This is a genomic window from Rhodoligotrophos defluvii, from assembly GCF_005281615.1.
In the GTDB taxonomy this organism is placed as follows: Bacteria; Pseudomonadota; Alphaproteobacteria; order Rhizobiales; family Im1; genus Rhodoligotrophos; species Rhodoligotrophos defluvii.
On the sequence record NZ_SZZM01000001.1, the window covers coordinates 1,287,030 to 1,310,706 of the forward strand.

Annotated in this window: 24 protein-coding genes; 10 read left to right on the forward strand and 14 right to left on the reverse strand. The window is 63.8% G+C overall.

Annotation, left to right across the window (positions count from 1 at the left end; all coding sequences use genetic code 11):
• Window positions 1-4 precede the first annotated feature (4 nt).
• The 5 genes from sdhA to E4P09_RS06145 form a co-directional block, all read right to left on the reverse strand.
• Window positions 5-1,858: a succinate dehydrogenase flavoprotein subunit gene (gene sdhA, locus E4P09_RS06125; protein WP_137388642.1), complete on the reverse strand. Its 1,854-nt coding sequence runs from the start codon at window positions 1,856-1,858 to the stop codon at window positions 5-7.
• A 14-nt stretch (window positions 1,859-1,872) separates the two neighbouring features.
• Window positions 1,873-2,301, reverse strand: coding sequence for a succinate dehydrogenase, hydrophobic membrane anchor protein (sdhD, locus tag E4P09_RS06130; protein ID WP_137388643.1), 429 nt, complete (start codon window positions 2,299-2,301; stop codon window positions 1,873-1,875).
• 4 nt (window positions 2,302-2,305) lie between these two features.
• Complete coding sequence (sdhC, locus tag E4P09_RS06135; RefSeq protein ID WP_137388644.1) at window positions 2,306-2,701, reverse strand: succinate dehydrogenase, cytochrome b556 subunit; 396 nt, start codon at window positions 2,699-2,701, stop codon at window positions 2,306-2,308.
• Between the two features lie 123 nt (window positions 2,702-2,824).
• Window positions 2,825-3,874 carry a MaoC family dehydratase gene (locus E4P09_RS06140; protein WP_137388645.1) on the reverse strand — a complete coding sequence of 350 codons (1,050 nt, stop codon included), beginning with the start codon at window positions 3,872-3,874 and terminating at the stop codon, window positions 2,825-2,827.
• Complete coding sequence (locus tag E4P09_RS06145; RefSeq protein WP_137388646.1) at window positions 3,871-4,749, reverse strand: HpcH/HpaI aldolase/citrate lyase family protein; 879 nt, start codon at window positions 4,747-4,749, stop codon at window positions 3,871-3,873. The genes E4P09_RS06140 and E4P09_RS06145 overlap by 4 nt, the downstream gene beginning before the upstream one ends.
• A gap of 112 nt (window positions 4,750-4,861) precedes the next feature.
• Between E4P09_RS06145 and E4P09_RS06150 the strand changes: the two genes are divergently transcribed.
• Both E4P09_RS06150 and mobA read left to right on the forward strand, forming a co-directional pair.
• Window positions 4,862-6,037, forward strand: a complete 1,176-nt coding sequence (locus E4P09_RS06150) for an NAD(P)/FAD-dependent oxidoreductase (protein ID WP_137388647.1) — start codon at window positions 4,862-4,864, stop codon at window positions 6,035-6,037.
• Window positions 6,034-6,681 carry a molybdenum cofactor guanylyltransferase MobA gene (gene mobA / locus E4P09_RS06155; RefSeq protein WP_137388648.1) on the forward strand — a complete coding sequence of 216 codons (648 nt, stop codon included), beginning with the start codon at window positions 6,034-6,036 and terminating at the stop codon, window positions 6,679-6,681. Before E4P09_RS06150 ends, mobA begins: the two co-directional genes overlap by 4 nt.
• Here the strand turns inward: mobA and E4P09_RS06160 are convergent.
• Window positions 6,641-7,168 (reverse strand): L,D-transpeptidase family protein, encoded by a 528-nt coding sequence (locus E4P09_RS06160; protein ID WP_137388649.1) that lies wholly within the window; start codon window positions 7,166-7,168, stop codon window positions 6,641-6,643. The genes mobA and E4P09_RS06160 overlap by 41 nt on opposite strands.
• Before the next feature lie 167 nt (window positions 7,169-7,335).
• Between E4P09_RS06160 and E4P09_RS06165 the strand changes: the two genes are divergently transcribed.
• From E4P09_RS06165 to holA, 3 genes are read left to right on the forward strand one after another with little or no spacing between them, the layout of a single operon-like run.
• A complete protein-coding gene (locus tag E4P09_RS06165; protein WP_137388650.1) occupies window positions 7,336-8,022 on the forward strand; it encodes a response regulator transcription factor in 687 nt (228 codons plus the stop codon).
• Complete coding sequence (locus tag E4P09_RS06170; RefSeq protein WP_137388651.1) at window positions 8,019-8,495, forward strand: cyclic nucleotide-binding domain-containing protein; 477 nt, start codon at window positions 8,019-8,021, stop codon at window positions 8,493-8,495. The genes E4P09_RS06165 and E4P09_RS06170 overlap by 4 nt, the downstream gene beginning before the upstream one ends.
• A 15-nt stretch (window positions 8,496-8,510) precedes the next feature.
• Window positions 8,511-9,551, forward strand: coding sequence for a DNA polymerase III subunit delta (holA, locus tag E4P09_RS06175; protein WP_137388652.1), 1,041 nt, complete (start codon window positions 8,511-8,513; stop codon window positions 9,549-9,551).
• Window positions 9,552-9,566: 15 nt separating this feature from the next.
• Here holA and E4P09_RS06180 read toward each other — a convergent pair whose 3' ends face one another.
• From E4P09_RS06180 to mnmE, 5 genes are read right to left on the reverse strand one after another with little or no spacing between them, the layout of a single operon-like run.
• Window positions 9,567-10,439, reverse strand: coding sequence for a ParB/RepB/Spo0J family partition protein (locus E4P09_RS06180; protein ID WP_137388653.1), 873 nt, complete (start codon window positions 10,437-10,439; stop codon window positions 9,567-9,569).
• Between the two features lie 43 nt (window positions 10,440-10,482).
• The gene (locus tag E4P09_RS06185; protein WP_137388654.1) at window positions 10,483-11,298 is read right to left on the reverse strand and encodes a ParA family protein; all 816 of its coding nucleotides are present in this window, start codon (window positions 11,296-11,298) and stop codon (window positions 10,483-10,485) included.
• 3 nt (window positions 11,299-11,301) lie between these two features.
• Window positions 11,302-11,952 carry a 16S rRNA (guanine(527)-N(7))-methyltransferase RsmG gene (gene rsmG, locus E4P09_RS06190; RefSeq protein WP_137388655.1) on the reverse strand — a complete coding sequence of 217 codons (651 nt, stop codon included), beginning with the start codon at window positions 11,950-11,952 and terminating at the stop codon, window positions 11,302-11,304.
• The gene (gene mnmG / locus E4P09_RS06195; protein WP_137388656.1) at window positions 11,949-13,823 is read right to left on the reverse strand and encodes a tRNA uridine-5-carboxymethylaminomethyl(34) synthesis enzyme MnmG; all 1,875 of its coding nucleotides are present in this window, start codon (window positions 13,821-13,823) and stop codon (window positions 11,949-11,951) included. The genes rsmG and mnmG overlap by 4 nt, the downstream gene beginning before the upstream one ends.
• Window positions 13,824-13,883: 60 nt before the next feature.
• A complete protein-coding gene (mnmE, locus tag E4P09_RS06200; RefSeq protein WP_137388657.1) occupies window positions 13,884-15,203 on the reverse strand; it encodes a tRNA uridine-5-carboxymethylaminomethyl(34) synthesis GTPase MnmE in 1,320 nt (439 codons plus the stop codon).
• Between the two features lie 107 nt (window positions 15,204-15,310).
• On the opposite strand from mnmE, the gene E4P09_RS06205 reads away from it, so the two are divergent.
• Window positions 15,311-17,389: a thioredoxin domain-containing protein gene (locus E4P09_RS06205; RefSeq protein ID WP_137388658.1), complete on the forward strand. Its 2,079-nt coding sequence runs from the start codon at window positions 15,311-15,313 to the stop codon at window positions 17,387-17,389.
• On the opposite strand, the gene rho is transcribed toward E4P09_RS06205, so the two are convergent.
• The 3 genes from rho to hemE all read right to left on the reverse strand — a co-directional run bounded on the left by rho (window position 17,386) and on the right by hemE (window position 20,393).
• Complete coding sequence (gene rho, locus E4P09_RS06210) at window positions 17,386-18,669, reverse strand: transcription termination factor Rho (RefSeq protein WP_137388659.1); 1,284 nt, start codon at window positions 18,667-18,669, stop codon at window positions 17,386-17,388. The two genes, E4P09_RS06205 and rho, sit on opposite strands and share 4 nt — an antisense overlap.
• A gap of 220 nt (window positions 18,670-18,889) precedes the next feature.
• Entirely contained in the window at window positions 18,890-19,327 is a 438-nt protein-coding gene (gene hemJ, locus E4P09_RS06215; RefSeq protein WP_137388660.1) for a protoporphyrinogen oxidase HemJ, read from the reverse strand.
• Entirely contained in the window at window positions 19,320-20,393 is a 1,074-nt protein-coding gene (gene hemE / locus E4P09_RS06220; RefSeq protein WP_137388661.1) for a uroporphyrinogen decarboxylase, read from the reverse strand. The genes hemJ and hemE overlap by 8 nt, the downstream gene beginning before the upstream one ends.
• A 404-nt stretch (window positions 20,394-20,797) precedes the next feature.
• On the opposite strand from hemE, the gene E4P09_RS06225 reads away from it, so the two are divergent.
• The 4 genes from E4P09_RS06225 to coaE are packed head-to-tail and all read left to right on the forward strand — an operon-like array spanning window position 20,798 to window position 23,674.
• A complete protein-coding gene (locus tag E4P09_RS06225; RefSeq protein ID WP_137388662.1) occupies window positions 20,798-21,625 on the forward strand; it encodes a pyruvate, water dikinase regulatory protein in 828 nt (275 codons plus the stop codon).
• Entirely contained in the window at window positions 21,622-22,224 is a 603-nt protein-coding gene (locus tag E4P09_RS06230; protein WP_338048989.1) for a Maf family protein, read from the forward strand. The genes E4P09_RS06225 and E4P09_RS06230 overlap by 4 nt, the downstream gene beginning before the upstream one ends.
• Window positions 22,221-23,066, forward strand: a complete 846-nt coding sequence (locus E4P09_RS06235; protein WP_137388663.1) for a shikimate dehydrogenase — start codon at window positions 22,221-22,223, stop codon at window positions 23,064-23,066. Before E4P09_RS06230 ends, E4P09_RS06235 begins: the two co-directional genes overlap by 4 nt.
• Window positions 23,063-23,674, forward strand: a complete 612-nt coding sequence (gene coaE, locus E4P09_RS06240) for a dephospho-CoA kinase (protein ID WP_137388664.1) — start codon at window positions 23,063-23,065, stop codon at window positions 23,672-23,674. The genes E4P09_RS06235 and coaE overlap by 4 nt, the downstream gene beginning before the upstream one ends.
• Window positions 23,675-23,677 lie beyond the last annotated feature (3 nt).

The window sequence follows — 23,677 nt, forward strand, 5'->3', positions numbered from 1 at the left end:
CGCCTCAATAGACCCGGGCCTTCGGCTTGATGTACTGCACTTCGTTGGTCATGGTGTAGGTGTGCACCGGGCGGTAGTCGATCCGCACCGCGCGTTTGTCCATGTCCGCCCACACCAGTGTATGCTTCATCCAGTTCACGTCATCCCGCTCGGGATAATCTTCCCGGGCGTGGGCACCGCGGCTTTCCGTGCGGTTGGCGGCCCCCTCGACGGTTACCACCGCCTGTCCGATCAGATTGTCGTATTCCAGCGTCTCGATGAGGTCGGTGTTCCAGATCAGCGAGCGGTCGGTGACCCGGATATCGTCCGTTTCGGCCCAGATCTTGTTGATCTCGCGGCGGCCCTGTTCGAGCACCTCGCCCGTGCGGAACACCGCGCAATCGTTCTGCATGGTGCGCTGCATCTTGAGGCGCAGGGCGGCGGTTGGCGTGCCGCCCTGGGCGTAGCGGAACTTGTCGAGCCGCGCCAGCGCCTCTTCGCCCGCGTTTCGCGGCAGATCGGGCTGGGCCGAGCCCGGCTCGACCAGCTCGGCGCAGCGCAGCCCCGCCGCCCGGCCGAACACCACGAGATCGATCAGCGAGTTCGATCCCAGCCGGTTGGCCCCATGCACCGACACGCAGGCAGCCTCGCCAAGAGCCATTAACCCCGGCACGATGGCGTCGGGATCACCGCCACGCGGCGCGACCACTTCGCCGTGATAATTCGTGGGGATGCCGCCCATGTTGTAATGCACGGTGGGCAGCACCGGGATCGGCTCCTTGGTCACGTCCACCCCGGCGAAGATCTTCGCGCTCTCGGTAATGCCGGGCAGGCGCTGATGGATGATCTTCGGGTCGAGATGTTCCAGATGGAGGTGGATGTGGTCCTTGTGCGGCCCGACGCCGCGCCCCTCGCGGATCTCGATGGTCATGGAGCGCGAGACCACGTCGCGCGAGGCGAGGTCCTTCGCCGAAGGTGCATAGCGCTCCATGAAGCGCTCGCCTTCGGAATTGGTGAGATAGCCCCCCTCACCGCGCACGCCCTCGGTGATCAGCACGCCGGCGCCGTAGATGCCGGTCGGGTGGAACTGCACGAATTCCATATCCTGCAGCGGCAAGCCGGCCCGCAGCACCATGGCGTTGCCGTCGCCCGTGCAGGTATGGGCGGACGTGCAGGAGAAGTAGGCCCGGCCATAGCCGCCCGTGGCCAGGATTGTCTTGTGAGCGCGGAAGCGGTGGATCGTGCCGTCAGCCATGGACAGCGCCATCACCCCGCGGCACGCACCGTCCTCCATGATCAGATCGAGCGCGAAATACTCGATGAAGAACTCCGCCGAATAGCGTAGCGACTGGCCATAAAGCGTGTGCAGCATGGCGTGGCCCGTACGGTCGGCGGCTGCGCAGGTGCGCTGAGCCGGCGGCCCCTCGCCGAAATAGGTGGTCATGCCGCCGAACGGCCGCTGGTAGATGCGGCCATCCTCGGTACGGCTGAAGGGCAGGCCGAAATGCTCCAGCTCGTAGACGGCCTTGGGTGCCTGCCGGCAGAGATACTCGATCGCGTCCTGGTCGCCCAGCCAGTCCGACCCCTTCACCGTGTCGTACATATGCCAGCGCCAGTCGTCCGGCCCCATATTGCCGAGCGAGGCGGCAACGCCGCCCTGAGCGGCCACCGTATGCGAGCGCGTGGGGAACACTTTGGTGATGCAGGCCGTGCGCAGGCCGGCCTGCGAGCAGCCGAGAGTGGCGCGCAGGCCGGCGCCGCCGGCGCCGACCACCACCACGTCGAAGGTGTGGTCCGTTATGGGATAGGCGCGCCCGCCGATATTGAAGGACTTCGGAGCTGGGCCTGTGCCCTCGCCGTTTTGTCCGTTGCTGGCCATTCCTGTGATCCCAATCAGCTTGCTGTTGCGGCCGGCACGGCGGCCGGCGGCACCTGCGAAAGGTTTGCGCTTACGGCGATGCTGACGATGGCAAAGAGCGACACCAGCGCCACGGCGATCGAGAAGAAGGTGTTGGCCAGCAGCGCCAGCACCTTCAGCCCCTCGGAATGTACATAGTCCTCGATGATCACCTGCATGCCGAGGCGCATGTGATAGGTCACCGACAGAATGAGGGCGATGAGGGCGATCGCGGCCAGGGGATGGCCCACCCAAGCCATCATCTCGGCGCGGGTTGCGCCGATATTCGCCACGATGGTGACGGCGCCGAACAGCACGAGCGGAATATTCGCGATGGCCGTGATGCGCTGCCACACCCAATGATCGGTACCGCGATGGGCCGCGCCCAGGCCGCGCACCCGTGCGAGAGGTGTTCTGATCCTCATGCCCTCATCCTCTCAGGAGGTAGATGCCGGCCCAGACGAGCAGGGTGAGCCCGAGCGAGCCGATCAGCGTCAGCCAGGCAATGAGGCTGGCGGAGCGCCGGTCCATGGCTTGCCCCGTGTCCCAAATCAGATGGCGGATGCCGCCCAGCATGTGGTGGATCTCGGTCCAGGTATAGCCGAACAGGATGAGCAGGCCGAGCCACGACCCGAAGAACCACTGGGCAGCCTCGAACGCCCGGTCGCTGGTGGCCGCTGCCAAAAGCCACCAAGCCAGCAGCGCGGTGCCGAAATAGAGCGCCCCGCCGGTGATGCGATGGGCGATCGACATCATCATGGTGATCCATGGGCGGAAGATCTGCAGATGGGGCGAGAGGGGGCGGTCCACTGTCCTCATGGTCATCCGGTCTGGAGGCTTGCATCACCCACGGGAATGTGAGCGACGTTTTCGTTTAGAACTGGTCTCAACTCAAGTCAAATTGGGGAGCCGGCTTATGCAATTCTCGCAATCCTCGCATGTGCGCGGTCAGCAGGGAATTAACGCCCAGTAATCAAGCTCGAGGATAACGCCATCCTCGTGTCCTTGGTCCGTCTTGCCCGGGAAATCGGAACAGGGCCTGTCGCACGTCGCGAAAGTCACGATGCGGAGCGCGCCGACATCCTGCCGTTCGGGCAGAGGCTGCCGGTCGACGATCTCCGACCAGGCATAGACGGTGCCGCCGGCAAACAGCGGTGCCACATGCCGTCCACCATTGATCGCGGCGATGTGGAAGGCATTTGCCAGGCCGTTGAAGGATAAGGCCCGGGCGAGCGAGATGACGTGGCCGCCATAGATCAGCCGGCGTCCGAACCGCCCCTTCGCTTCCGAATGCTGGTTGAAATGGACCTTGGCCGTATTCTGATAGAGCCGAGTGGCCAGCATGTGCTCGGCTTCTTCCACGGTCATGCCGTCCACGTGGTCGATGCGCTCGCCGGCCGAATAGTCCGCCCAGCGCGCGCTCGAGCCCGAGAGGGCGTCATCCCACTGCCGGCCCGCGATCTGGGGCAGCGCATGGCCGAACGCAGTCGGCGCAACCGCCGGGGCGAGCTGCGGCACGCTCTGCTCGCCCACTTGCGACCTTTCATCGCGCTTTCGCACCATCACCCACCGAATGTAGCTCAGCACCAGCTCGCCATGCTGGTTGAAGCCCTCGGATCGCACATAGATGACACCCGTCTTGCCGCTGGATGTCTCCTTGAGCCCGATCACCTCCGATTGCGCCGACAGGGTGTCGCCCGTGAATACGGGGCGGGTGAACCGGCAATCCGCATAGCCGAGATTAGCCACCGCATTGAGCGAGATGTCCGGCACGGTCTTGCCGAAGACGATGTGGAACACGAGCAGGTCGTCGACCGGACGACGCGGATAGCCCACCGCTTTGGCGAAGGCATCGGACGACTGCACCGCGAAGCGCGCGCCATAGAGCGCCGTATAGAGCGCCGTATCGCCCTCGGTGACCGTGCGGGGCGTCGCATGCCGGATCACCTGGCCGATGCGGAAATCCTCGAAGAAGTTGCCCGGGTTGGTCTTCATCACGCGGCATCCCGCTCGGCGATGGCATCCGCCATGGCGACAACCCGGCGGGCGACCTCGCAATGCAGCCGTTCCACCATCCGTCCATCGAGCTCGATCGCCCCTTTCGCGGCATTCTCGGGCCGCTCGAACGCGGCAATGATCTTGCGCGCCGCCTCGATTTCGCTTTCGGCAGGACGGAACACCTCGTTCGCAACCTCGACCTGGCCAGGATGGATCAGCGTCTTGCCGTCGAAACCGAACAGGCGCCCCTGTCGGCACTCGGCCGCAAAGCCTTCCTCGTTGCGAAAATCGTTATAGACGCCGTCTATGACATCGAGACCATAGGCCCGGGCAGCCGCCACGCAGGTCATCAGCCACGGCACCATGGCGGCGCGGCCTTCGCCAAGGCCGGCGCGCGTCTCCTTGGCAAGATCGTTGGTGCCCATCACGAGGCACACGAGCCGGCTGCCGCCTGCCGCGGCCGCGATGGCGCCCGCATCCAGCATGGCGAGCGGCGTCTCCATCATGGCCCATAGCCGCACCTTGTCCGGCGCGCCCGCCTGATCGATACGGCCCGAGATCGCGCTTATATCCTCAGGACCGTTCACCTTGGGCAGCAGGATGCCGTCCGGCGAAGCAGCGATGGCCGCGGTGAGATCTTCCTCGCCCCACGGCGTGTCCAACCCGTTGATGCGGATGATCAGCTCGCGCCGGCCGTACCCTCCTCCGGTCACCGCCGCCGTGACTTGCTGTCGCGCCGACGCCTTGGCATCTGGCGCAACCGCGTCCTCGAGATCCAGAATCAAGGCATCGGCCGGGATCGACTTGGCCTTTTCCAAGGCGCGGCTGTTCGACCCCGGCATGTAGAGAACGCTGCGGCGCGGCCGGATGATCATTCAAAGAGCCCCCTTCCATTTTTCGCAAGTGCGTGACGGTAATAGATCAACGGACCGCATGCCAAGTGGCAAGGCAGCTCGGCCGTGCAGCTCTTAGACGGATTGACCAGTCATGACAGCGGATAGCACCTATTTCGATGTGGTGATCGTGGGTGGCGGCGTAATGGGCAGTGCCGCCGCCTACTTCCTGACCCATGAACCCCTGTTCACCGGGTCCGTTGCCATCATCGAACGGGACACGAGCTTTGCGGAATGCTCAACCGGGCGCTCGGCCGGCGGTCTGCGCCAGCAGTTCTCCACCCCGGAAAACATCGAGATGTCGCTTTACGGCCTGCAGTTCATCCGCAGGCTAAAAGAACGCTTCGGCCCCGATGCGGATGTGAGCTTCCGCGAGCAGGGCTATCTGATGCTCGCTTCGGAAACCGGCCTGGAGACCCTGCGGGAGAACGTGGAGCTGCAGCGCTCCTACGGTGCCGACATCGTGCTCTATAACGAGGCGGAGCTGCACGAGGCTTTTCCCTGGTTGTCGACCGAGGGCCTGGTCGCCGGCGCCTTCGGGCGCAGTGGCGAGGGTTGGCTCGATCCCTTCAGTCTGATGACCTTGATGCGCAAGGCTGCGCAGGCAAAGGGCGCATCCATGATCACCGGCACCGTGACGGGGTTCGCCATGAGCGATGGCCAGGTGGAAGCGGTCGAGCTGAGCGATGGCCGCAGGATCGGTTGCGGAACCCTCATCAATGCGGCGGGGGCCGATGCGGGCAAGGTCGGCGCCATGCTGAGCATCGAGCTGCCGGTCGAGCGGCGCAAGCGCTTCGTTTTCGTGTTCGACTGCCGCGATGCGCCTGGGCGCTGCCCGCTGACGATCGAGCCCACCGGCCTCTACTTCCGTCCGGAAGGTGCCCATTTCATCACCGGGCTCGGTCCCCTCGAAGGCGAATGGGATACTTCTGACCTTGAGGTCAATCACAACTGGTTCGAGGAGGAAATCTGGCCGCGCCTGGCGGCCCGGGTCTCGGCCTTCGAGGCCATCAAGCCGACCGGCGCCTGGGCCGGGTTTTATGACTACAACACGTTCGATCAGAACGCGATCATCGGCCGCCATCCCGATTTCGATAACCTCTACCTCATGAACGGCTCCTCCGGCCATGGCCTCCAGCACGGCCCTGCGGCGGGGCGTGCCATCAGCGAGCTGATCGTGCATGGAGCCTACCAGACGATAGACCTGTCGCGGCTGTCCTATGACCGTATCCGCCGGGGCGAGCCTCTGTTCGAGAAGAACGTTGTATGACCAGGGACGCGGTTGTCGGTGTAATCCTCGCCGGCGGCCGCGGTTCGCGCCTGGGCGGCGTGGACAAGGCACTGGTCGATCTCGGCGGCGAGCCGCTCATCGCCCATGGCATCCGCCGGCTTCAGCCGCAGGTGGCCGCCCTGCTCATCAACGCCAATGGCGATGCGCAACGGTTCCGTCAGTTTGGCCTCCCGGTCGTTCCGGATGAGAATCAAGCTTCGCGTGCCGGTCCCCTCGGCGGCCTTTTGGCCGGAATGCGGGCGACGAGCAGTTTAGTTCCGGATACGAAATGGCTGGTCAGCCTGCCCTGCGACACGCCCTTTCCTCCGGCCGACCTGGTCGAGCAGCTCCTGCGGTGCGCGGGCGACGCGCTGGTCATGCGCGCTGCATCGGGTGGCCGTGTGCATCACTTGGTCGCCGCTTGGCGCCTGTCGTTGTTCCGCGATCTGGAGCAGGCGATTGCCAGCGGAATGAGAAAGGTCGCGGCTTGGGTAAGCCGGCATGAGCCGCATGTCGGCACGGTCGAATTTCCAACTGAGCCCTTCGACCCGTTCTTCAACATCAACCGGCCGGAAGACCTCCGGCAGGCTGCACTGATCCTGTCTAGCCAACCCGAACGGCAGTCTCCGGTCCGCAGCGGCTGAGAAGGCTGAGCATATGGTCCCGGCGCAGCGCGATGCACCCTTCGGTCGGCGCATAGCCTGGGCGCGCCAAATGCATGAAGATCGCACTGCCCTTGCCCGGCACCACCGGCTCGTCGTTATAGCCGAGCACAATCACCAGGTCATAAAGATGGTCCTCGCGCCACATGGCCTCGGCGCTGGCCGGATAGGGCAGGCGCACCGGCCGGTTGTAACGACGGTCGCGAGGATCGTCGCACCAGCCATCATCCGGTGCGATCGCCCAAGCCTCAAGCCCGGTCACCGGCAAGGGCACCCGGTCGGGGCGGTAAAGCAGGAACCGCATAGGCCATAGGCCGATGGGGGTTGCCCCGTCGCCCTCGCGCTTCAGCATCCTGATCCCGCCGCGGCCGATGGCGCAGGGCGGCGCGACCGGCCCGAGACACAGGCGCGCCTTTGTGCTGCTCGGCGATACGGTGATCAGGCGGACTTCTCTAAGCGGGGCGGGCATCCAATGACCAGGCTCAGCCAACGAGGGGCGGAATATTAGCCGCGCTCATCACCTCTGAAAATGAGCAAATTCTTGATCTTGCCCGAATTATGGGCTTCCTTGAACAGGGGCGTACGAGCACTTTAGTAAGTGGCGCGTTCAACAGGTTCTTGTGAAAACGATATCCTATGGCCAGTACGACCAAAATTCTCGTTGTTGACGACGATGACGCGTTGCGCGAATCGCTTCTCGAGCAGTTCGCTCTCCACGAGGAATTCGATGTAAGCGAGCGCGAGAATGCCACGGGTGCCAGGGAGGCCGTTCGCTCCGAGCACGTGGACCTCGTGTTGCTCGATGTCAATTTGCCCGACCAGGACGGCCGCGACGCCTGCAAGCAGATCCGCGCCGACGGCTTCAAGGGGCCGGTGATCATGCTGACCGCCCAGGACAGCGAGACCGACGCCATCACCGGTCTTGAGTCCGGCGCCAATGATTACGTAACGAAGCCGTTCCGGTTTGGCGAGCTTCTGGCCCGCATCCGGGCGCATCTGCGCCAGCATGAGCAGAGCGAGGACGCGGTTTTCACCATCGGCCCCTACACGTTCCGGCCGAGCGCCAAGCTGCTCGTCCGCAAGGACAACTCGAAAATCCGGCTCACCGAAAAGGAAGCCGCCATCTTGAAATATCTCTATCGCGCCGGGCAGAAGGTTGTCGGACGCGACGTCCTGCTGCACGAAGTCTGGGGCTACAACGCCGGGGTGACGACACACACCCTGGAAACCCACGTGTACCGGCTGCGGCAGAAGATCGAGGCCGATCCGTCCAACGCGGCATTGCTCGTCACCGAGGCAGGAGGCTATAAGCTCGTTCCATGAGCGTCAGGGCGCGGGTCGAACTGCTGCGGCGTATACCGCTCTTCTCCGATGCGGCGGATGCCCATTTGCAGCTCCTCGGCTTTGCCATGGATACGGAAACATTCGCGCCCGGCGATGCCATCATCGCCCGCGGGGAGCGCGGACAAAAGGCCTATATCATTGAAACCGGCACGGCGCGCGTAACAGAACCGGACCAGCTGGCGGAGGACAGCAGCACCCTGGTCGGGCCGGGGGCGTGCCTTGGTGAGTCCGCCATGGTGGCCGACCTGCCCTACAGCCTCACCGCAATCGCGCAGACGGACGTACGTTGCCTGCGGTTGACCCGTGAGCTTTTCTACCGGGTTGCGGAAGAGTTTCCCGATTTTGCGGAATTGGTGCTCTCGGCCGTTTCCCGCAGGCTGGACGAGTCCGTCCGTGATCTGCGCGAGGTGGAATCCGCCTTTCGCCGCGCCAAATCCTTCTCCAGCCTCTGAGCGGAGCCACTTTTCATGGTCGAGCTGAAGGGGGCACGCGCGACAGGCTTCGTCCAGCGGCCCGGCACCGAATTCAACGTTGTCCTCGTCCACGGCAGCGATGAAGGCCTGGTGCGGGAGCGCTGCCAGATGCTGGTGCGCGCCATTGCCGGCGCCGTCGATGATCCCTTCACCGTCGCCCGGCTGGACGAGGAGATCCTTGCGGCCGACCCCGCTCGCCTTGCCGATGAGGCGCTCGCCATCTCGCTCCTCGGCACCCGCCGCGTGGTCTGGGTCCGCGGCGCTGGCGCGCACACGGCAAAGGCGGTGGCGAATTTTCTTCCCCATGCCAAGGGCGACACCCTGGTCGTCATCGAAGCCGGGAATTTGAAGAAGTCCGATAAGCTCAGGCAAGCGGTTGAACAGGCACCCAATGCCGCCGCGATCGCCTGCTATGCGGACAGCGACGCTGATATTCGTGGGCTGATCGAAGAGACATTGCGGATCGAGGGCCTGACCATCAGCCCCGAAGCGCTCGAGGCTTTTTCTGCCCTGCTTGGGAGCGACCGTCAGCTCTCCCGCAACGAGATCGAGAAGCTCTGCTTGTATGCGAAAGGCCGTGGCCGCATCGAACTGGCCGACATTGCCCAAATCTCCGGCGATGCCTCGCATCTGGCGGTCGACGATCTCATGGACTGCGTCTTCGGCGGCGATATGGTCGGTGCCGACCATCATCTCGCGCGCCTGCTGGATGCGGGCACCCAGCCGGCCGCCCTCATCATCAGCGCGGCCAATCATCTCGCGCTGCTGCGGCGGCTCTGCGTCCAGATGCGCTCGGGTTCACAAGCAGCGAATGTGGTGGCCGGTGCCCGCCCGCCGATCTTCTTCAAGCGGCAAGCCGCGATTGCCCGCCAGCTCACCCTCTGGCCGCTCGAGGCGCTGCTTGGAGCCGGTGCCACCATCGCCGATTGCGAAAGGCGCACGCGCCAGATGGCGGGGCTTGATCACGAGCTTGTCGGGCGCCTTCTGCTGACTCTGGCCCGCTCTGCGCAAGCCCGCCGGGCATCGGCGGCCTGACAGCCGCCCGCGGGTTCAGGAACCCGCCAATCGCCGGCAGATCAGGTCCAGCTGATCGAGCGTCTTATAGCGGATGCGCACGTCTCCGCCCTGTTCGCCCCGGTGGGTGATGGTCACCGCCAGCCCGAGCGCCTCGTACAGCCGTTTCTCCAGCGCAACCGTATCCGTATCCTTGGCCACCGCCCTCCGCGGCTTTACGGTGCGCGGTCTATCCTCTTGCACGGCCCGTGCCAGGGATTCGGTGTCACGCACGCTCAAGCCTTGTGCGATGATTCGCTCGGCGAGCTCCTCCGGCCGGTCGGTCGCAATCAGAGCGCGAGCATGGCCCGCGGACAGCGACCCGCCCTCCAACAGCTCGATGACCGGCCGTGGCAGAGTCAGCAGCCGCAAGGTATTGGCAATGTGGCTGCGGCTCTTGCCCACCGCATCCGCCAGCTGCTGCTGGGTATAGCCATAGAGCTCCATCAGCTGCCGGTAACCTTCCGCTTCCTCTACCGGGTTGAGGTCTTCCCGCTGGATGTTTTCGACCAGCGCCACTTCGAGCGCTTCCGCGTCCGTGAGCTCCCGGATGAGTACCGGCACCTCGTAAATGCCCGCCTTCTGCGCCGCCCGCCAACGCCGCTCGCCGGCCACGATCTCATAGCGGCCTTCATCGAGTGGCCGCACCAGAAGCGGCTGCAGCACGCCCCGGCTGCGCACCGACTCGACGAGCTCGTCCGTGTCATCGTCCCGAAAGGTCTTGCGTGGATTTCGTGGGCTCGGCACCAGGTGTTCGATGGGCAGCTGGCGGAAGCTGCGGGCACCCTGGATGAAGCCCTCCTCACTGCCGCCATCGCCGATCAGGGCGGCCAGGCCCCGCCCGAGACGCTTCTTCTGTGCTTGGACCATAGGGGCCTCACCGCTGGACAGGGTCGCTCTGTTCTGCATACGCTCAAGCCACTCTCAGGTTGCGTTCTCGGCGGATCATTTCGGATGCGAGCCGGATATACGCCTGGCTCCCGATGCAATTGTTGTCATAAAGCAGCACCGGCTTCCCGTGGGACGGCGCTTCGGAGACGCGAACGTTGCGTGGTATGACCGTTTCATAGACCTTGTCGCCGAGCACGCTACGTACGTCTTCCGCAACCTGCTCCGAAAGGCTGTTGCGGCGGTCATACATGGTCAGCACAACGCCTTGGATGACCAGGCGTGGATTGAGGTTGACCCGCACCCGTTCCACGGTCTTGAGCAACTGGCTCAAGCCTTCAAGCGCGAAGAACTCGCATTGAAGCGGAACGAACACCGCATCTGCCGCGCAGAAGGCATTAATGGTCAGCAGGTTCAGCGATGGGGGGCAGTCCAGCAGGATGTAGTCGTAGCGAAGGCCGGTTTCCCGCGAGAGCACGCTGATCGCATCGGCGAGCCGGAAGGTCTTGCGGTCGAAATCGGACAACTCGATCTCCGCCCCGAGCAGATCCATGGAGGAAGGCGCACAGTCGAGCCGGGGTATGCCTGATTCGACAATCACGTGGTGCAGCCGTGCTTCACCTATCAGCACGTGATAGGTCGACCGCATTTGCGCCGTTCGCGGGATGCCGAGCCCCGTGCTCGCATTGCCCTGCGGGTCCAAGTCGATGATAAGCACCTGCTCGCCCACCGCGGCCAAGGCGGTCCCGAGATTGATCGCCGTCGTGGTCTTACCGACACCACCCTTCTGATTAGCCACCGCGAGAACGCGTGGGGAGAAATGGGGGGGCGAAGCAGTCATACTTCAATTCCTGTGTACAGCCTGGCGAATCACCAGGATGCGACCCGATGCGTCAACCAAGCTTGGATAAACGTCTGCGTCGATTCTCCAAGATTTAGCTGCTTCGGTCAACTCGCTCTCCACATCTTGTCCCTTAAGAAAAACCGCGCCAAGCCCTGCGCCAAGAAAACCCTGCGCCAGCTGAAGCAGCCGGGCGAGTGGCGCCAGCGCGCGGGCGACCGCCACTGCGGGCTGCGGCACCAGCGCCGTCACGTCGACCTCTTCGATTCGTTTCGGTATGACTCCAGCGGGCGCATCGGTCATCCTGATGGCATTCGCCAGAAAAGCCGCTTTCTTGCGGTTGCTTTCGATGAGATGGGCGAAAGCCGGCGAGCCCTCCGGAAAGGCAAGAGCAAGGGCGAGCCCAGGGAAACCCGCCCCGGAACCGAGATCGACGAGAGACTGTTCGGTGTCGAGAAAGCGGCGAAGCTGCAGACTATCGGCAATGTGGCGCTGCCAGATATGCTCTGCCGTGCTTGCGCCGATCAGGTTGATGGAACGGTTCCAGCGAATCAGCACATCCACATAGCGCTGCAGCCGCGCCATGGATTCACGTGAAACACCGAACTGTTCCGCCACCACTTCCGGGTGCGAAAAATCCGGGCGCGCCGTCATGCGCTCTTGCGCCTGTCCTCGCGCCGGATATGGGCGAGAAGCAGCGTGAGGGCCACTGGCGTCACCCCGTCGATGCGGCTCGCCTGCCCCAGCGTTGCCGGCCGCACCCGTGACAGCTTATGCCTCACCTCGGTGGAAAGTCCCGGAATCGCATCGTAATCGACGTTGGCCGGAATAGTGCGGTTCTCCTCGCGCCGGAACGCCTCCACATCCTGCTGCTGCCGCGCCAAGTAGCCGGAATAAAGCGCGGTGGCCTCCAGCTGCTCCAGCGCAAAGGCAGGAAGCGTGCCAAAGGCTGGCCATACCCGGATCACATCGTCCATCGTGATACCGGGAATGCCGAGCAGGTCGAGCACCGACCGGCGGATGCCATCGCGGTTGACTTTGATGCCGTGGCGCGCGGCTTCATCCGGTGTAAGCCGATGGCTCTCGGCCATTTCACGTGAAACATCGAGGATCCGCTTGCGCTCGCGATAGCTCGCCATGCGCTGCCCGCCGACGATGCCCCAGCTGTCGCCCAGCTCGGTCAAACGCTGGTCTGCGTTATCTGCTCGCAGGGACAACCGATATTCGGCCCGGGATGTGAACATGCGGTAGGGCTCGGTCACCCCGCGCGTAACCAGATCATCGACCATCACCCCCAAATAGGCCTGCGCCCGGTCAATCGTGACGGGCGTCGTGCCGCCAGCCGTCCGCGCGGCATTCAGGCCGGCCAGCAGCCCTTGGGCCGCCGCCTCCTCGTACCCGGTGGTGCCATTGATCTGCCCCGCGAGAAACAGGCCGGGAAGCCGCTTGCATTCCAACGTCGCATGGAGCTCACGCGGGTCCACATAGTCGTACTCGATCGCATAGCCCGGGCGAATGACGCGCACCTTCTCGAGCCCGGGGATCGTGCGCAGAAACGCATCCTGCACCTCTTCCGGCAGCGACGTGGAAATACCGTTGGGGTAAACCGTATGGTCGTTGCGTCCCTCCGGCTCGAGAAAGATCTGGTGCGACAAGCGCTCCTTGAACCGAACGATCTTGTCTTCGATTGAGGGGCAGTACCGCGGCCCCGTGCTCGTGATCGCGCCGGAATAGATGGCAGAACGCGTGAGATTATCGGCGATCAGCCTGTGAGTGGCCGCCGTGGTATGGGTGATGAAGCAGGAAATCTGCGGCTGGCGGATGCGGTCGGTGAGAAAGGAGAAGGGAACGGGCCGCTCATCGCCCTTCTGCTCCTGCAGTCGCTCCCATGCAATCGTCCTCCCATCCAGCCGCGCCGGCGTGCCTGTCTTCAGCCTTCCCAGGGCGAGACCGGTGGTCGTCAGCCGCTCGCCCAGCAGCGAGGAGGGCGCCTCGCCCACCCGGCCGGCGGGGATCCGCCGTTCGCCGATATGAATGAGCCCGCGCAGAAACGTTCCCGTGGTGAGCACCACGGCGCCTGCCGCGATGCGACGGCCGTCCTCCAGCACCACCCCGCACACCGACCGCCCATCTTGGACGAGGTCGGCCACCGCACCCTCGATGACGTGAAGGTTCGCCGTTTCGGCCACGGCGGATTGCATTGCCTTCCGGTAAAGCCCACGGTCCGCCTGCGCCCGGGGGCCCTGCACGGCCGGCCCCTTGCTGCGGTTCAGCAGGCGGAACTGAATGCCGGCCTGGTCGATCACGCGCCCCATGAGGCCGTCCAGGGCATCGACCTCCCGCACCAGGTGCCCCTTGCCCAGCCCTCCTATGGCAGGGTTGCAGGACATTTCGCCAATGGTCTCGAATCGGTGGGTAACGAGCGCAGTGCGTGCTCCGAAGCGACCTGCGGCAGCGGCGGCCTCGCAGCCAGCGTGGCCCCCGCCGACCACGACCACATCGAAGAATGGATGTGCACCCGCCATATTTCACTCGTTAGGCTGGAGCATCGAGCCAGCTCACGTCATGCGTGTTTCACGTGAAACCTACTTGCCGATGCAAAATTCGGAGAAGATCTGGCCAAGGATGTCCTCGATGTCAATGCGTCCCACCAGCTTGCCCAGGTACCAAGCAGCCCGACGTAGATCTTCGGCCACCAATTCGTCTGCCGGTGTAGCAGCGGCCGCGAGCAGGTGGTCGCAGCACTTCGACAACGCGACACGGTGCCGTTCGCGGGTTAGCAACGGCCGTTCCTGCGTCTCGGCAAACAGCGCCTGCACCCGCGCCGTCAACGCCTCGACCAGCGCATCGAGGCCACTTCCGGTCTTTGCGGAGATCGAGATCGCATCCAGCACGTTCTCGCCCGGTATCAGGTCGGACTTGTTCACCACCCGTAACAGGGCCGAATCGAATGGCGCTTCCGGCCTTCCGTCGGCGTCGGGACTGGTGACCCAGATCACCAACGCCGCCTCGCCAGCCCGCTTGCGCGCCCGGCGCATCCCTTCATCCTCGATCTCGTCAGCCGCGGCCTCCCGCAGCCCGGCCGTATCCACAAGAACGACCGGATAGCCGCCGAGATCGAGATGCACCTCGATGAGATCCCGGGTCGTCCCGGGTCTATCGGAGACGATGGCCACCTCCCGCCGGGCCAGCCGGTTGAGCAGGCTCGACTTACCCGCATTCGGCGGCCCCGCGATCACGACCGTCAGCCCCTCGCGCAATCTCTCGCCGACGCGATTGTCCGTCAGGAAACTCGAAATCTCTCGCGCCAGCGCCGATGATCGGGCCCTCACGTCCGCCGCCACTTCGAGTGGCACGCCCTCCTCGTCCACGAAATCGATATGCGCTTCGAGATGGGCGAGCAGCGCAAGCAGCTGGTTGCGCCAACCCTCATAGATCTCGTCCAAACCGCCGCTGGCCTGGCGCAGAGCCTGCTTCCGCTGCGCCTCCGTATCGGCCGCGATGAGGTCTGCCAGCCCCTCCGCATCCACCAGGCCCATGCGACCGTTCTCGACCGCACGGCGCGTGAACTCGCCCCGTTCAGCCGGACGCAAACCGGGAAAATGGCGCAGGGCGCGAAACAGCGCCGCCACCACGGCGGGTCCGCCATGGACATGCAGCTCCAGCATGTCTTCGCCGGAAAATGTGTGCGGCCCGGGCAGCCAGATCACCATGGCGCGGTCGATGACACCACCACCGTCCGGATCGTTCAACGCTCGCAGCACCGCTCGCCTAGGCCGGGGCAGGTCGCCGCAGAGGCCCCGCGCCACCTCGGCGCTGGCTGAGCCGGACAGCCGCACCAGGGCAATCGCCGCCCGCCCCTGCCCCGACGACAGGGCATAGATCGTATCCTCTCCGGCTCTCATCCCCGGCATTCCTGATTCACGTGAAACACTCTCCGAACCAATCTCAGACCAGCCGGCTTTACCCTCTCGAGAGGCGCACCATGATCATCTGTGCGAGGGAGGTTTCCATGACCGCCAATCTGCTTCGCAATGAAACCAGCCCCTATCTCCTCCAGCACAAGGACAACCCTGTCCACTGGATGCCCTGGGGCCCCGAGGCCCTGCGCCTGGCACGGGATACGAACCGTCCTATCCTCCTGTCGATCGGCTATGCCGCCTGCCATTGGTGCCATGTGATGGCTCATGAGAGCTTCGAAGACCCTGAGATCGCCGCTCTCATGAACGAGCGCTTCGTCAATATCAAGGTGGACCGCGAAGAGCGCCCGGACATCGACAAGATCTATATGGAGGCGCTGCAGCGCATGGGCGAGCAAGGCGGCTGGCCCCTGACCATGTTCCTTACGCCCGATGGCGAGCCCTTCTGGGGCGGGACCTATTTTCCGCCGGCGCCGCGCCATGGCCAGCCGGGCTTCCCCACCGTCCTCCGGGAGATTTCGCGCATTTACCACGCCGAGCCCGACAAGATCCGCAGCAATGCCGCCGCGATCAGGCACGCCATGGCCAAGCGCCACGATCCGGATGCACCGCGGCCCGACTTGTCGATCGCGCTCATCGATCGCGTGGCAGAGCATCTGCTGGGCGCCGTTGACATGGCGCGCGGCGGCCTCAAGGGCGCACCCAAATTCCCGCAGGTGCCACTGTTCATGCTGCTCTGGCGAGCCTATTTGCGCTCGCGCGACGAGACCTACCGCCGTGCGGTCGAAGCGCTGCTGGTCAATATGGGCCAGGGCGGTATCTACGATCACCTCGGCGGCGGCTTCGCCCGCTACTCGGTGGATGACCGCTGGCTCGTGCCCCATTTCGAAAAGATGCTCTACGACAATGCCATGCTGGTGGAGCTCATGACCTTGACTTGGCAGGAGATCCGCGAGCCGCTGTTGCGGACCCGAATCGAAGAGACGGTGGCTTGGGTGCTGCGAGAGATGACCGCCGATAGCGGCGCCTTTGCCGCAAGTCTCGATGCCGATTCCGAGGGCGAGGAGGGTCGGTTCTACGTCTGGTCGGAGGCCGAGATCCGCGATACGCTGCCGCCAGATTTGGCCGAGCTCTTCTGCGTATTCTACGATGTCCGTCCGGGGGGAAACTGGGAGGGACGCACGATTCTCAACCGGCTGCAGCATCGAGACCTGGCCGATGCGGATACCGAAGCGCAGCTGGCCCAAGCCCGTGAGCATCTCCTCCGCGTCCGCGATAAACGCGTGCGCGCCGGCTGGGACGACAAGGTCCTCGCCGACTGGAACGGGCTGATGATCTCGGCCCTGTCATTTGCCGGCATCGTGTTCGGGCGCCCCGACTGGGTGGCGGCAGCACGGCGAGCCTTCGAAGTGGTCAATGCGGAAATGATCCGCCGAGGCCACCTCCATCACGCCCTGCGCCGAGGCCGCGCGCAGCACTTGGCCGTCCTGGACGACTATGCCAACCTGATCAGAGCCGCACTATCCCTGCATGAGGCAACCGGCGAACCGGATTTCATCGCCCGCGCGACCGATCTTGCCGAGCAGGCGAACCGATACTACTGGGACGATGAGCAGGCCGGCTATTTCTACACGTCCAGCCGGGCAGAAACCCTGATCGTCCGGCAGAAATCCGCGCTTGACGATGCAACGCCGAACGGCAACGCCACCATGCTGGGCAATCTCGCCCGGCTCTGGCTCGCGACCGGCAACGCCGAGCATCGAACGCGGGCCGAGCGGATGATGGAGGCCTTCTCGCCGGCAGTCGGCCGGAACGTCTATGCCCATGCCGGCTTCCTCAACGCGGTGGAGGACTATCTCGACTTGGTGCAGGCCATCATCGTGGCGCCATCGCCATCGGCCGCTGCCGCACTTCGCATTGGAGTGTTCGAGCAGTCTCTGCCCACGCGCATGGTCTTCATCACAGCCGATACGAGCCGTCTTGCCGATCACCATCCCGCCCATGGCAAGGAAATGGTCGATGGGCAGCCGACCCTCTACCTCTGCCGCGGCACCACCTGCTCGGCACCAATCACCGAGCCTGGCCGCTTGAGCGGTCTGCCGCCTGGCAGTGCAAAACGCGAGGACGCGAGAACTGGGAGGGCGAGCACGCCCCGACCGGGCACCGCCTAATTGTTCATCATCTGGAACAGGTCGGCATTGCTCTTGGTCTGCTTGATCTTGTCCAGCAGGAACTCGATTGCGTCCACCGTACCCATCTGCGACAGGATGCGGCGCAGCACATACATGCGCTTGAGCTCGTCGGGCCGGACCAGCAGCTCCTCCTTCCGGGTGCCGGAGCGGATAATGTCGATGGCCGGGAACACGCGCTTGTCCGCCACCTTGCGGTCGAGCACGATTTCCGAATTGCCGGTTCCTTTGAACTCCTCGAAGATCACCTCATCCATACGGCTGCCCGTGTCGATGAGCGCGGTGGCAATGATGGTGAGCGAGCCGCCTTCCTCGATATTGCGCGCCGCGCCGAAGAAGCGCTTCGGTCGCTGCAGCGCATTGGCATCCACGCCACCGGTCAAGACCTTGCCGGAGGACGGCACCACCGTGTTATAGGCGCGGCCCAAGCGGGTGATCGAATCGAGCAGGATAACCACGTCGCGGCGGTGCTCGACCAATCGCTTCGCCTTCTCGATCACCATCTCCGCCACCTGCACGTGCCGGGTCGCCGGCTCGTCGAAAGTGGAGCTCACCACCTCTCCGCGCACCGACCGCTTCATGTCGGTGACCTCTTCCGGCCGCTCGTCGATCAGCAGCACGATGAGGTAGCACTCGGGATGGTTGGTGGTGATGGAGTGAGCGATGTTCTGCAGCAGCACGGTCTTACCGGTTCGCGGCGGCGCCACGATCAGGCCGCGCTGCCCCTTGCCGAGCGGCGCCACCAGCCCGATCACGCGCGAGCTGAGGTCGCGCACCGTGGGGTCCTCGATCTCCATCTCCAGCCGCTCGTCGGGATAAAGCGGGGTGAGGTTGTCGAAATGGATCTTGTGCCGGGTCTTTTCCGGGTCTTCGAAGTTGATGGTGTTGACCTTCAGCAGCGCGAAATAGCGCTCGCCCTCCTTCGGGCTGCGGATCTGGCCTTCAACCGTATCGCCGGTACGCAGGTTGAATCGGCGGATCTGGCTCGGGCTCACATAGATGTCGTCCGGGCCGGGCAGATAATTCGCATCCGGCGACCTCAGGAACCCGAAACCATCCTGCAGCACCTCGACGACACCCTCGCCGATAATATCGATGTCGCGTTGCGCCAGGCTCTTCAGAATGGCGAACACGAGCTCCTGCTTGCGCATGGCGCTCGCGTTCTCGATCTCCAGTTCCTCGGCCATCATCAGCAGCTCGGCGGGCGCCTTCTGCTTGAGTTCGTGGAGCTTGGTTTCCTTGAGTCCAGAAAGGTCGGTCATGATGCACCGGTTCTAACAGGCTTGAGGTGCTGTCTGACGATGGAATCGGCAAGCGGCTCGACGAGCCTAAGCCTTCATCAGATGCAAGCGAATGGAAGGAAAGACACAGAGAGGTACCGTAATACGTACCGAACCCGCTTCTCAGGTAGCAACCCACCCTGCGGTTTTCCATAATCTAGCAAATCGCCAAGGCGTTTTAAACAAGTTTCGCGATTTTTCCTCAAAAGGGTTTGACCACCACCAGAATGACGATGCCGATCAACAGCACCGTCGGCACCTCGTTGAGAATGCGATAGAAGCGCGCAGGCCTGGTGTTCCGGTCTGCCGCGAAGTCGGCCATGGTCTTGCCGAGGAAGCCGTGCAAGCCGCTCATTCCCACGACGAGCGCCAGCTTGGCGTAGATCCAGCCGCTGCTCCATATGCCAGGACTGAAGATCCAGGCAAGCCCTAGGCCGAACAGCCATGTAGCGGCCATAGCAGGCCGCATGATGGCATTATATAGGCGCCGCTCCATGATCTTGAAGGTTTCGCTTTGAACACTGCCAATCTCTGCCGCACAGTGGTAGACGAACAGCCGCGGCAAATAGAACATGCCAGCCATCCAGGCAATCAGCGAGATGATGTGAAAGGTCTTGAGCCAGGGATAGAGCTCAGCCACCGGATTCCTCGTTTCTGGTCTCGCTGTCGCGCAGCCTCACCCGCGCGACGAACTGCGACACATGCTCGATCGGTGTGCTCGGCAGGATGCCATGGCCGAGATTGACCACATGCCGGCGGCGCGGCAGGCCCTGCACGAGTTCATCGACCGCCGCATCGAGGGCGGGCCCGCCGGCCAGCAACAACAGCGGATCGATATTGCCCTGCACCGCGCAGATCGGGCTCAGCTGATCGCGCATGACCTTGACCGACACCCCCGCGTCGACCGCCACGGCGTTCACCCCGGCCTGTTGGGCGAAATCGATGATGTTCGTGCCCGCAGCCCTGGGAAAACCAATGATTCGCGCATCCGGAACCTGCGCCCGCACCCCGGCGACCAGCTGCCGGACAGGCTCGATGCACCACCGGGAGAAGGCGCGGGCCGGCAGGTCGCCCGCCCAGCTGTCAAAGATCTGAACGGCTTCGGCGCCCGCCCGCAACTGCGCCACGAGGTAATCAATGGAAGCCTGGGTGATCACTTCGAGCAGCGCGGCAAACCAGCTCGGCGCGGCCAAAGCCGCAAGCCGCGCCCGCTCCCGGGTCGATCCTCTGCCTTCGATCATGTAGCTCGCCACCGTCCACGGGGCGCCGCAAAATCCGATCAGTGTCACATTGACGGGCTTGGCCGCCGCCACGCGCGCGACCGTCTCGTAGATCGGCGCAAGACGGTCAGCAGCACCTTCTAGCTTGAGCGCGGCAACCTGCTTGTCATTGGCCACGGTGGAGAGGACCGGGCCTTCCCCCTCGGAGAAGGTGAGGTCGGCACCCAGGGCCTGGGGGATCAGCAGAATGTCCGCAAACAGGATGGCTGCGTCGAGATCGAACCTTTTCAGGGGCTGCAGCGTTACCTCTGCGGCGAGTGCAGGATTATAGCACAGAGAGAGAAAAGAACCGGCCCTGGCGCGGGCCTCACGGTACTCCGGCAGGTAGCGGCCGGCCTGGCGCATCATCCAGACCGGACGTCGCAAAGGCGGCCGGCCGTCGAGAACCTCGAGCAAGGGTGCGTGCGACAGGGGAGAGGAAGCCATTCAGTTTACCAAATATTAAGAATCTGACTCTTAGACTCTGAAGCTGATATTGCCCGCCGAAAGTCGGGGGTTCAAAGCTGCGCCAGGCTTTCCCACAGCCCCGCCGAGTTTTGCCCGCTGATCCGTTTCATACCGCCCGATCGAGGCTGCCGCCCCCGAGGCCGCGGCACACTTGGGCCACGGCAACCCGGCTGGCTCCGCTATTAATCGTTTCTTAACAATTCGTCCACGCGCCCGTTCCTCCTGCCCAGCTTATGCCCCGAATGCGCGCGCCTCGACCCACAGGCCGGCGACATGTTGATAAAGCTCTGGACAGGCGAAGCAAGATGGCAGAAGGCTCACGCGGTCCAGTGAATTGTGCACAAATGATCCCTCGGGCTGACCTGAACATGTGAACAACCGGCGTGAAGACCTTTTTCCATCTGCACCTGATTTCGGACTCGACCGGCGAGACCCTGAACACGGTGGCGCGGGCTGCGGTGGCCCATTACACCGAGTTTCGCGCCATAGAGCACACCTATGCCCTGGTACGCACGCAGAAGCAGCTCAAACGGGTGCTGCAGGACATCGAGGAGACACCGGGGATCGTGCTGTTCACCCTGGTCGACCCTGAGTTGCGGGCAACCCTGGAGGCGCATTGCCGGCAGCTCGAGCTGCCAGCCATCTCGATCCTCGATCCGGTGGTCTCGACGCTCGCCAGCTATCTCAATGCCAAGTCGCAGCCCCGCATCGGGGCCCAGCACAGTCTCAATGCGGAATATTTCAGGCGGATAGAGGCGCTGAACTACACGATGGCCCACGACGACGGTCAGCATAGCAACGATCTCGACACCGCCGACGTGGTGCTGATCGGCGTGAGCCGCACCTCAAAGACGCCGACGAGCATTTATCTCGCCAATCGCGGCATCAAGGCGGCGAATATTCCAATCGTCCTGGATGCGCCGCTCCCGCCGAGCATTCACGAGGCCAAGCGGCCGCTGATCGTGGCGCTTGTTGCCACTGCCGAGCGCATCGCTCAGATCCGCCGCAACCGTCTTCTGTCGCTCAATCAGCCCGAAGACACGAAATATGTGGACCGCGCCGCCATCGCCGCCGAGCTGGTATTCACCCGTAAGCTTTGTGCAAGGCATAATTGGCCAATCATTGATGTCACGCGACGATCCATCGAGGAAACCGCCGCCGCCATTATGAACTTGCTGTATGAAAGACAGCACGCGAGGATCCACACATGATGCTCAGCCGTAGCCAGATTGTCCTGGCATCCACAAGCCCAGCGCGCCGGTCCATGCTCGAAGCGGCTGGCGTCAGACTGACCGTAGCGCCGCCCGAGATCGACGAGAACGCGGTGAAGCAAGCTATCGCTCCCAGCGATCCCGCCGATATGGCCATGATCCTGGCCCAAACCAAGGCAGTGACCGTTTCTGAGGCGAATCGAAGTGCCCTGGTGGTGGGTGCAGATCAGGTCCTGGCCGTTGATGGGCAGGTGCTCGACAAACCGAAAAGCAAGGCTGAAGCACGCGATCAGCTGCTGGATCTGCGGGGTCGGCAGCATGTCCTGTTCAGTGCCGTCGCCTGTGCCCGCAACGGTGCGGTCATATGGAGCCACGATGCGGAGGCTACCCTCTCCATGAGAGCCTTTTCCACCGAATTTCTCGGCGCCTATCTCGCGGCTCTCGATGAAAAGGTGACGGAGACGGTTGGCGGCTATCACCTGGAGGGCTTGGGTGCCCAGATGTTTGACAAGATCGAGGGCGACTACTTCACCGTTCTCGGCTTGCCGCTGCTGCCCCTTCTCGCCTTTCTTCGCGAAGAGGGTGTGCTGCTCACATGATTGCCAAGAGGCAGGCCTGTGTTATCGGCTGGCCTATCGACCATTCCCGCTCGCCGCTCCTCCACGGCTTCTGGCTCGAGAAATACGGCATCCCTGGCCGGTATGACCGAATTCCTGTCCGGCCGGAGGACCTGAGCGATTTCCTCCATGGTTTCCGCGCGCGTGGTCTGGTCGGCGGCAATGTCACCTTGCCCCATAAGGAAGCCGTGTTCAGGCAAGTCACCGTGCGCGACCCTCTCACCGCGAAACTCGGTGCGGTGAACACCCTTTATTTTGAAGATGACACTCTGTGTGGCACCAGCACCGACGGCTACGGTTTTGTCGCCAGCATCGAGCAAGAGGTGCCGGACTTCACCTTCAGCGGCGCGCGGGTGACCATCCTCGGGGCTGGCGGCGCGTCGCGCTCGATCATCGGGGTCATACTCGAGGCCGGCGCGCAGAAGATTTCGGTCGCGAATCGATCCCTCGCCCGCGCCGAGCAGCTGAGGTCCGATTTCGGACCGCAGGTCATACCGATGGAGTGGGGTCGTGCAGAGGATGTTCTGCCGGGCACAGACCTGTTGGTCAACACAACCTCGCTCGGCATGGCTGGCAAGGCGCCCCTGACCATCGATTTGGCGGGCCTTCCCGGTCATGCGGTCGTCAGCGATATCGTTTACGTGCCGCTCACCACGCCGCTTTTGACTGCGGCCCGCGCGCGGAACCTGCGCACCGTGGATGGTCTCGGCATGTTGATGCATCAGGCAGTGCCCGGGTTCGAGCGCTGGTTCGGAATACGGCCCGAGGTGACGCCTGAACTGCGGGCGCTGCTCGAAGCGGACATCGAGGGGCGGCGTCTATGATCAAGATCGGCCTTACCGGCTCGATCGCCATGGGAAAATCGGCGACGGCCGACATGTTTCGCCGTCTGGGCATCCCGGTGTTCGATGCCGATGCGGTTGTGCATGAACTCTACCGCAGGGGTGGCGAGGCGGTTGCACCCGTAGCGGCCCTGTTTCCTGAGGCCGTGACCAACGGTGCGGTGGATCGAACCGCCTTGGGCAAGGCGGTGCTGGGGGATGAGGCCAAGATCAAGGCGCTCGAGGCCATCGTCCACCCGCTGGTGCGGGCGCGCGAAGCCGCTTTCCTCCTGCAGGCGGAAAACGCAGGGGAGGATCTCGTGGTGCTCGATATTCCCCTGCTCTTCGAATCAGGGCAGCATGGGAGGGTCGACTGCATCGTCGTGGTGAGCGCGCCAGCTGAGGTGCAGAGGCAGCGCGCCCTGGCCAGGCCGGGTATGACCGAATCCAAGCTCCAGGCGATACGCGCCCGGCAGCTTCCGGACGAGGAAAAGCGGGCCCGCGCGGATTTCGTGGTTGACAGCTCCAGGGGCCTCGATGATGCCTTCGAGCAGGTGCGGAGCATTGTCGCGACGCTGCGGCGGCGTATGGCGGGTGAGGTTGGGGGTTGACCG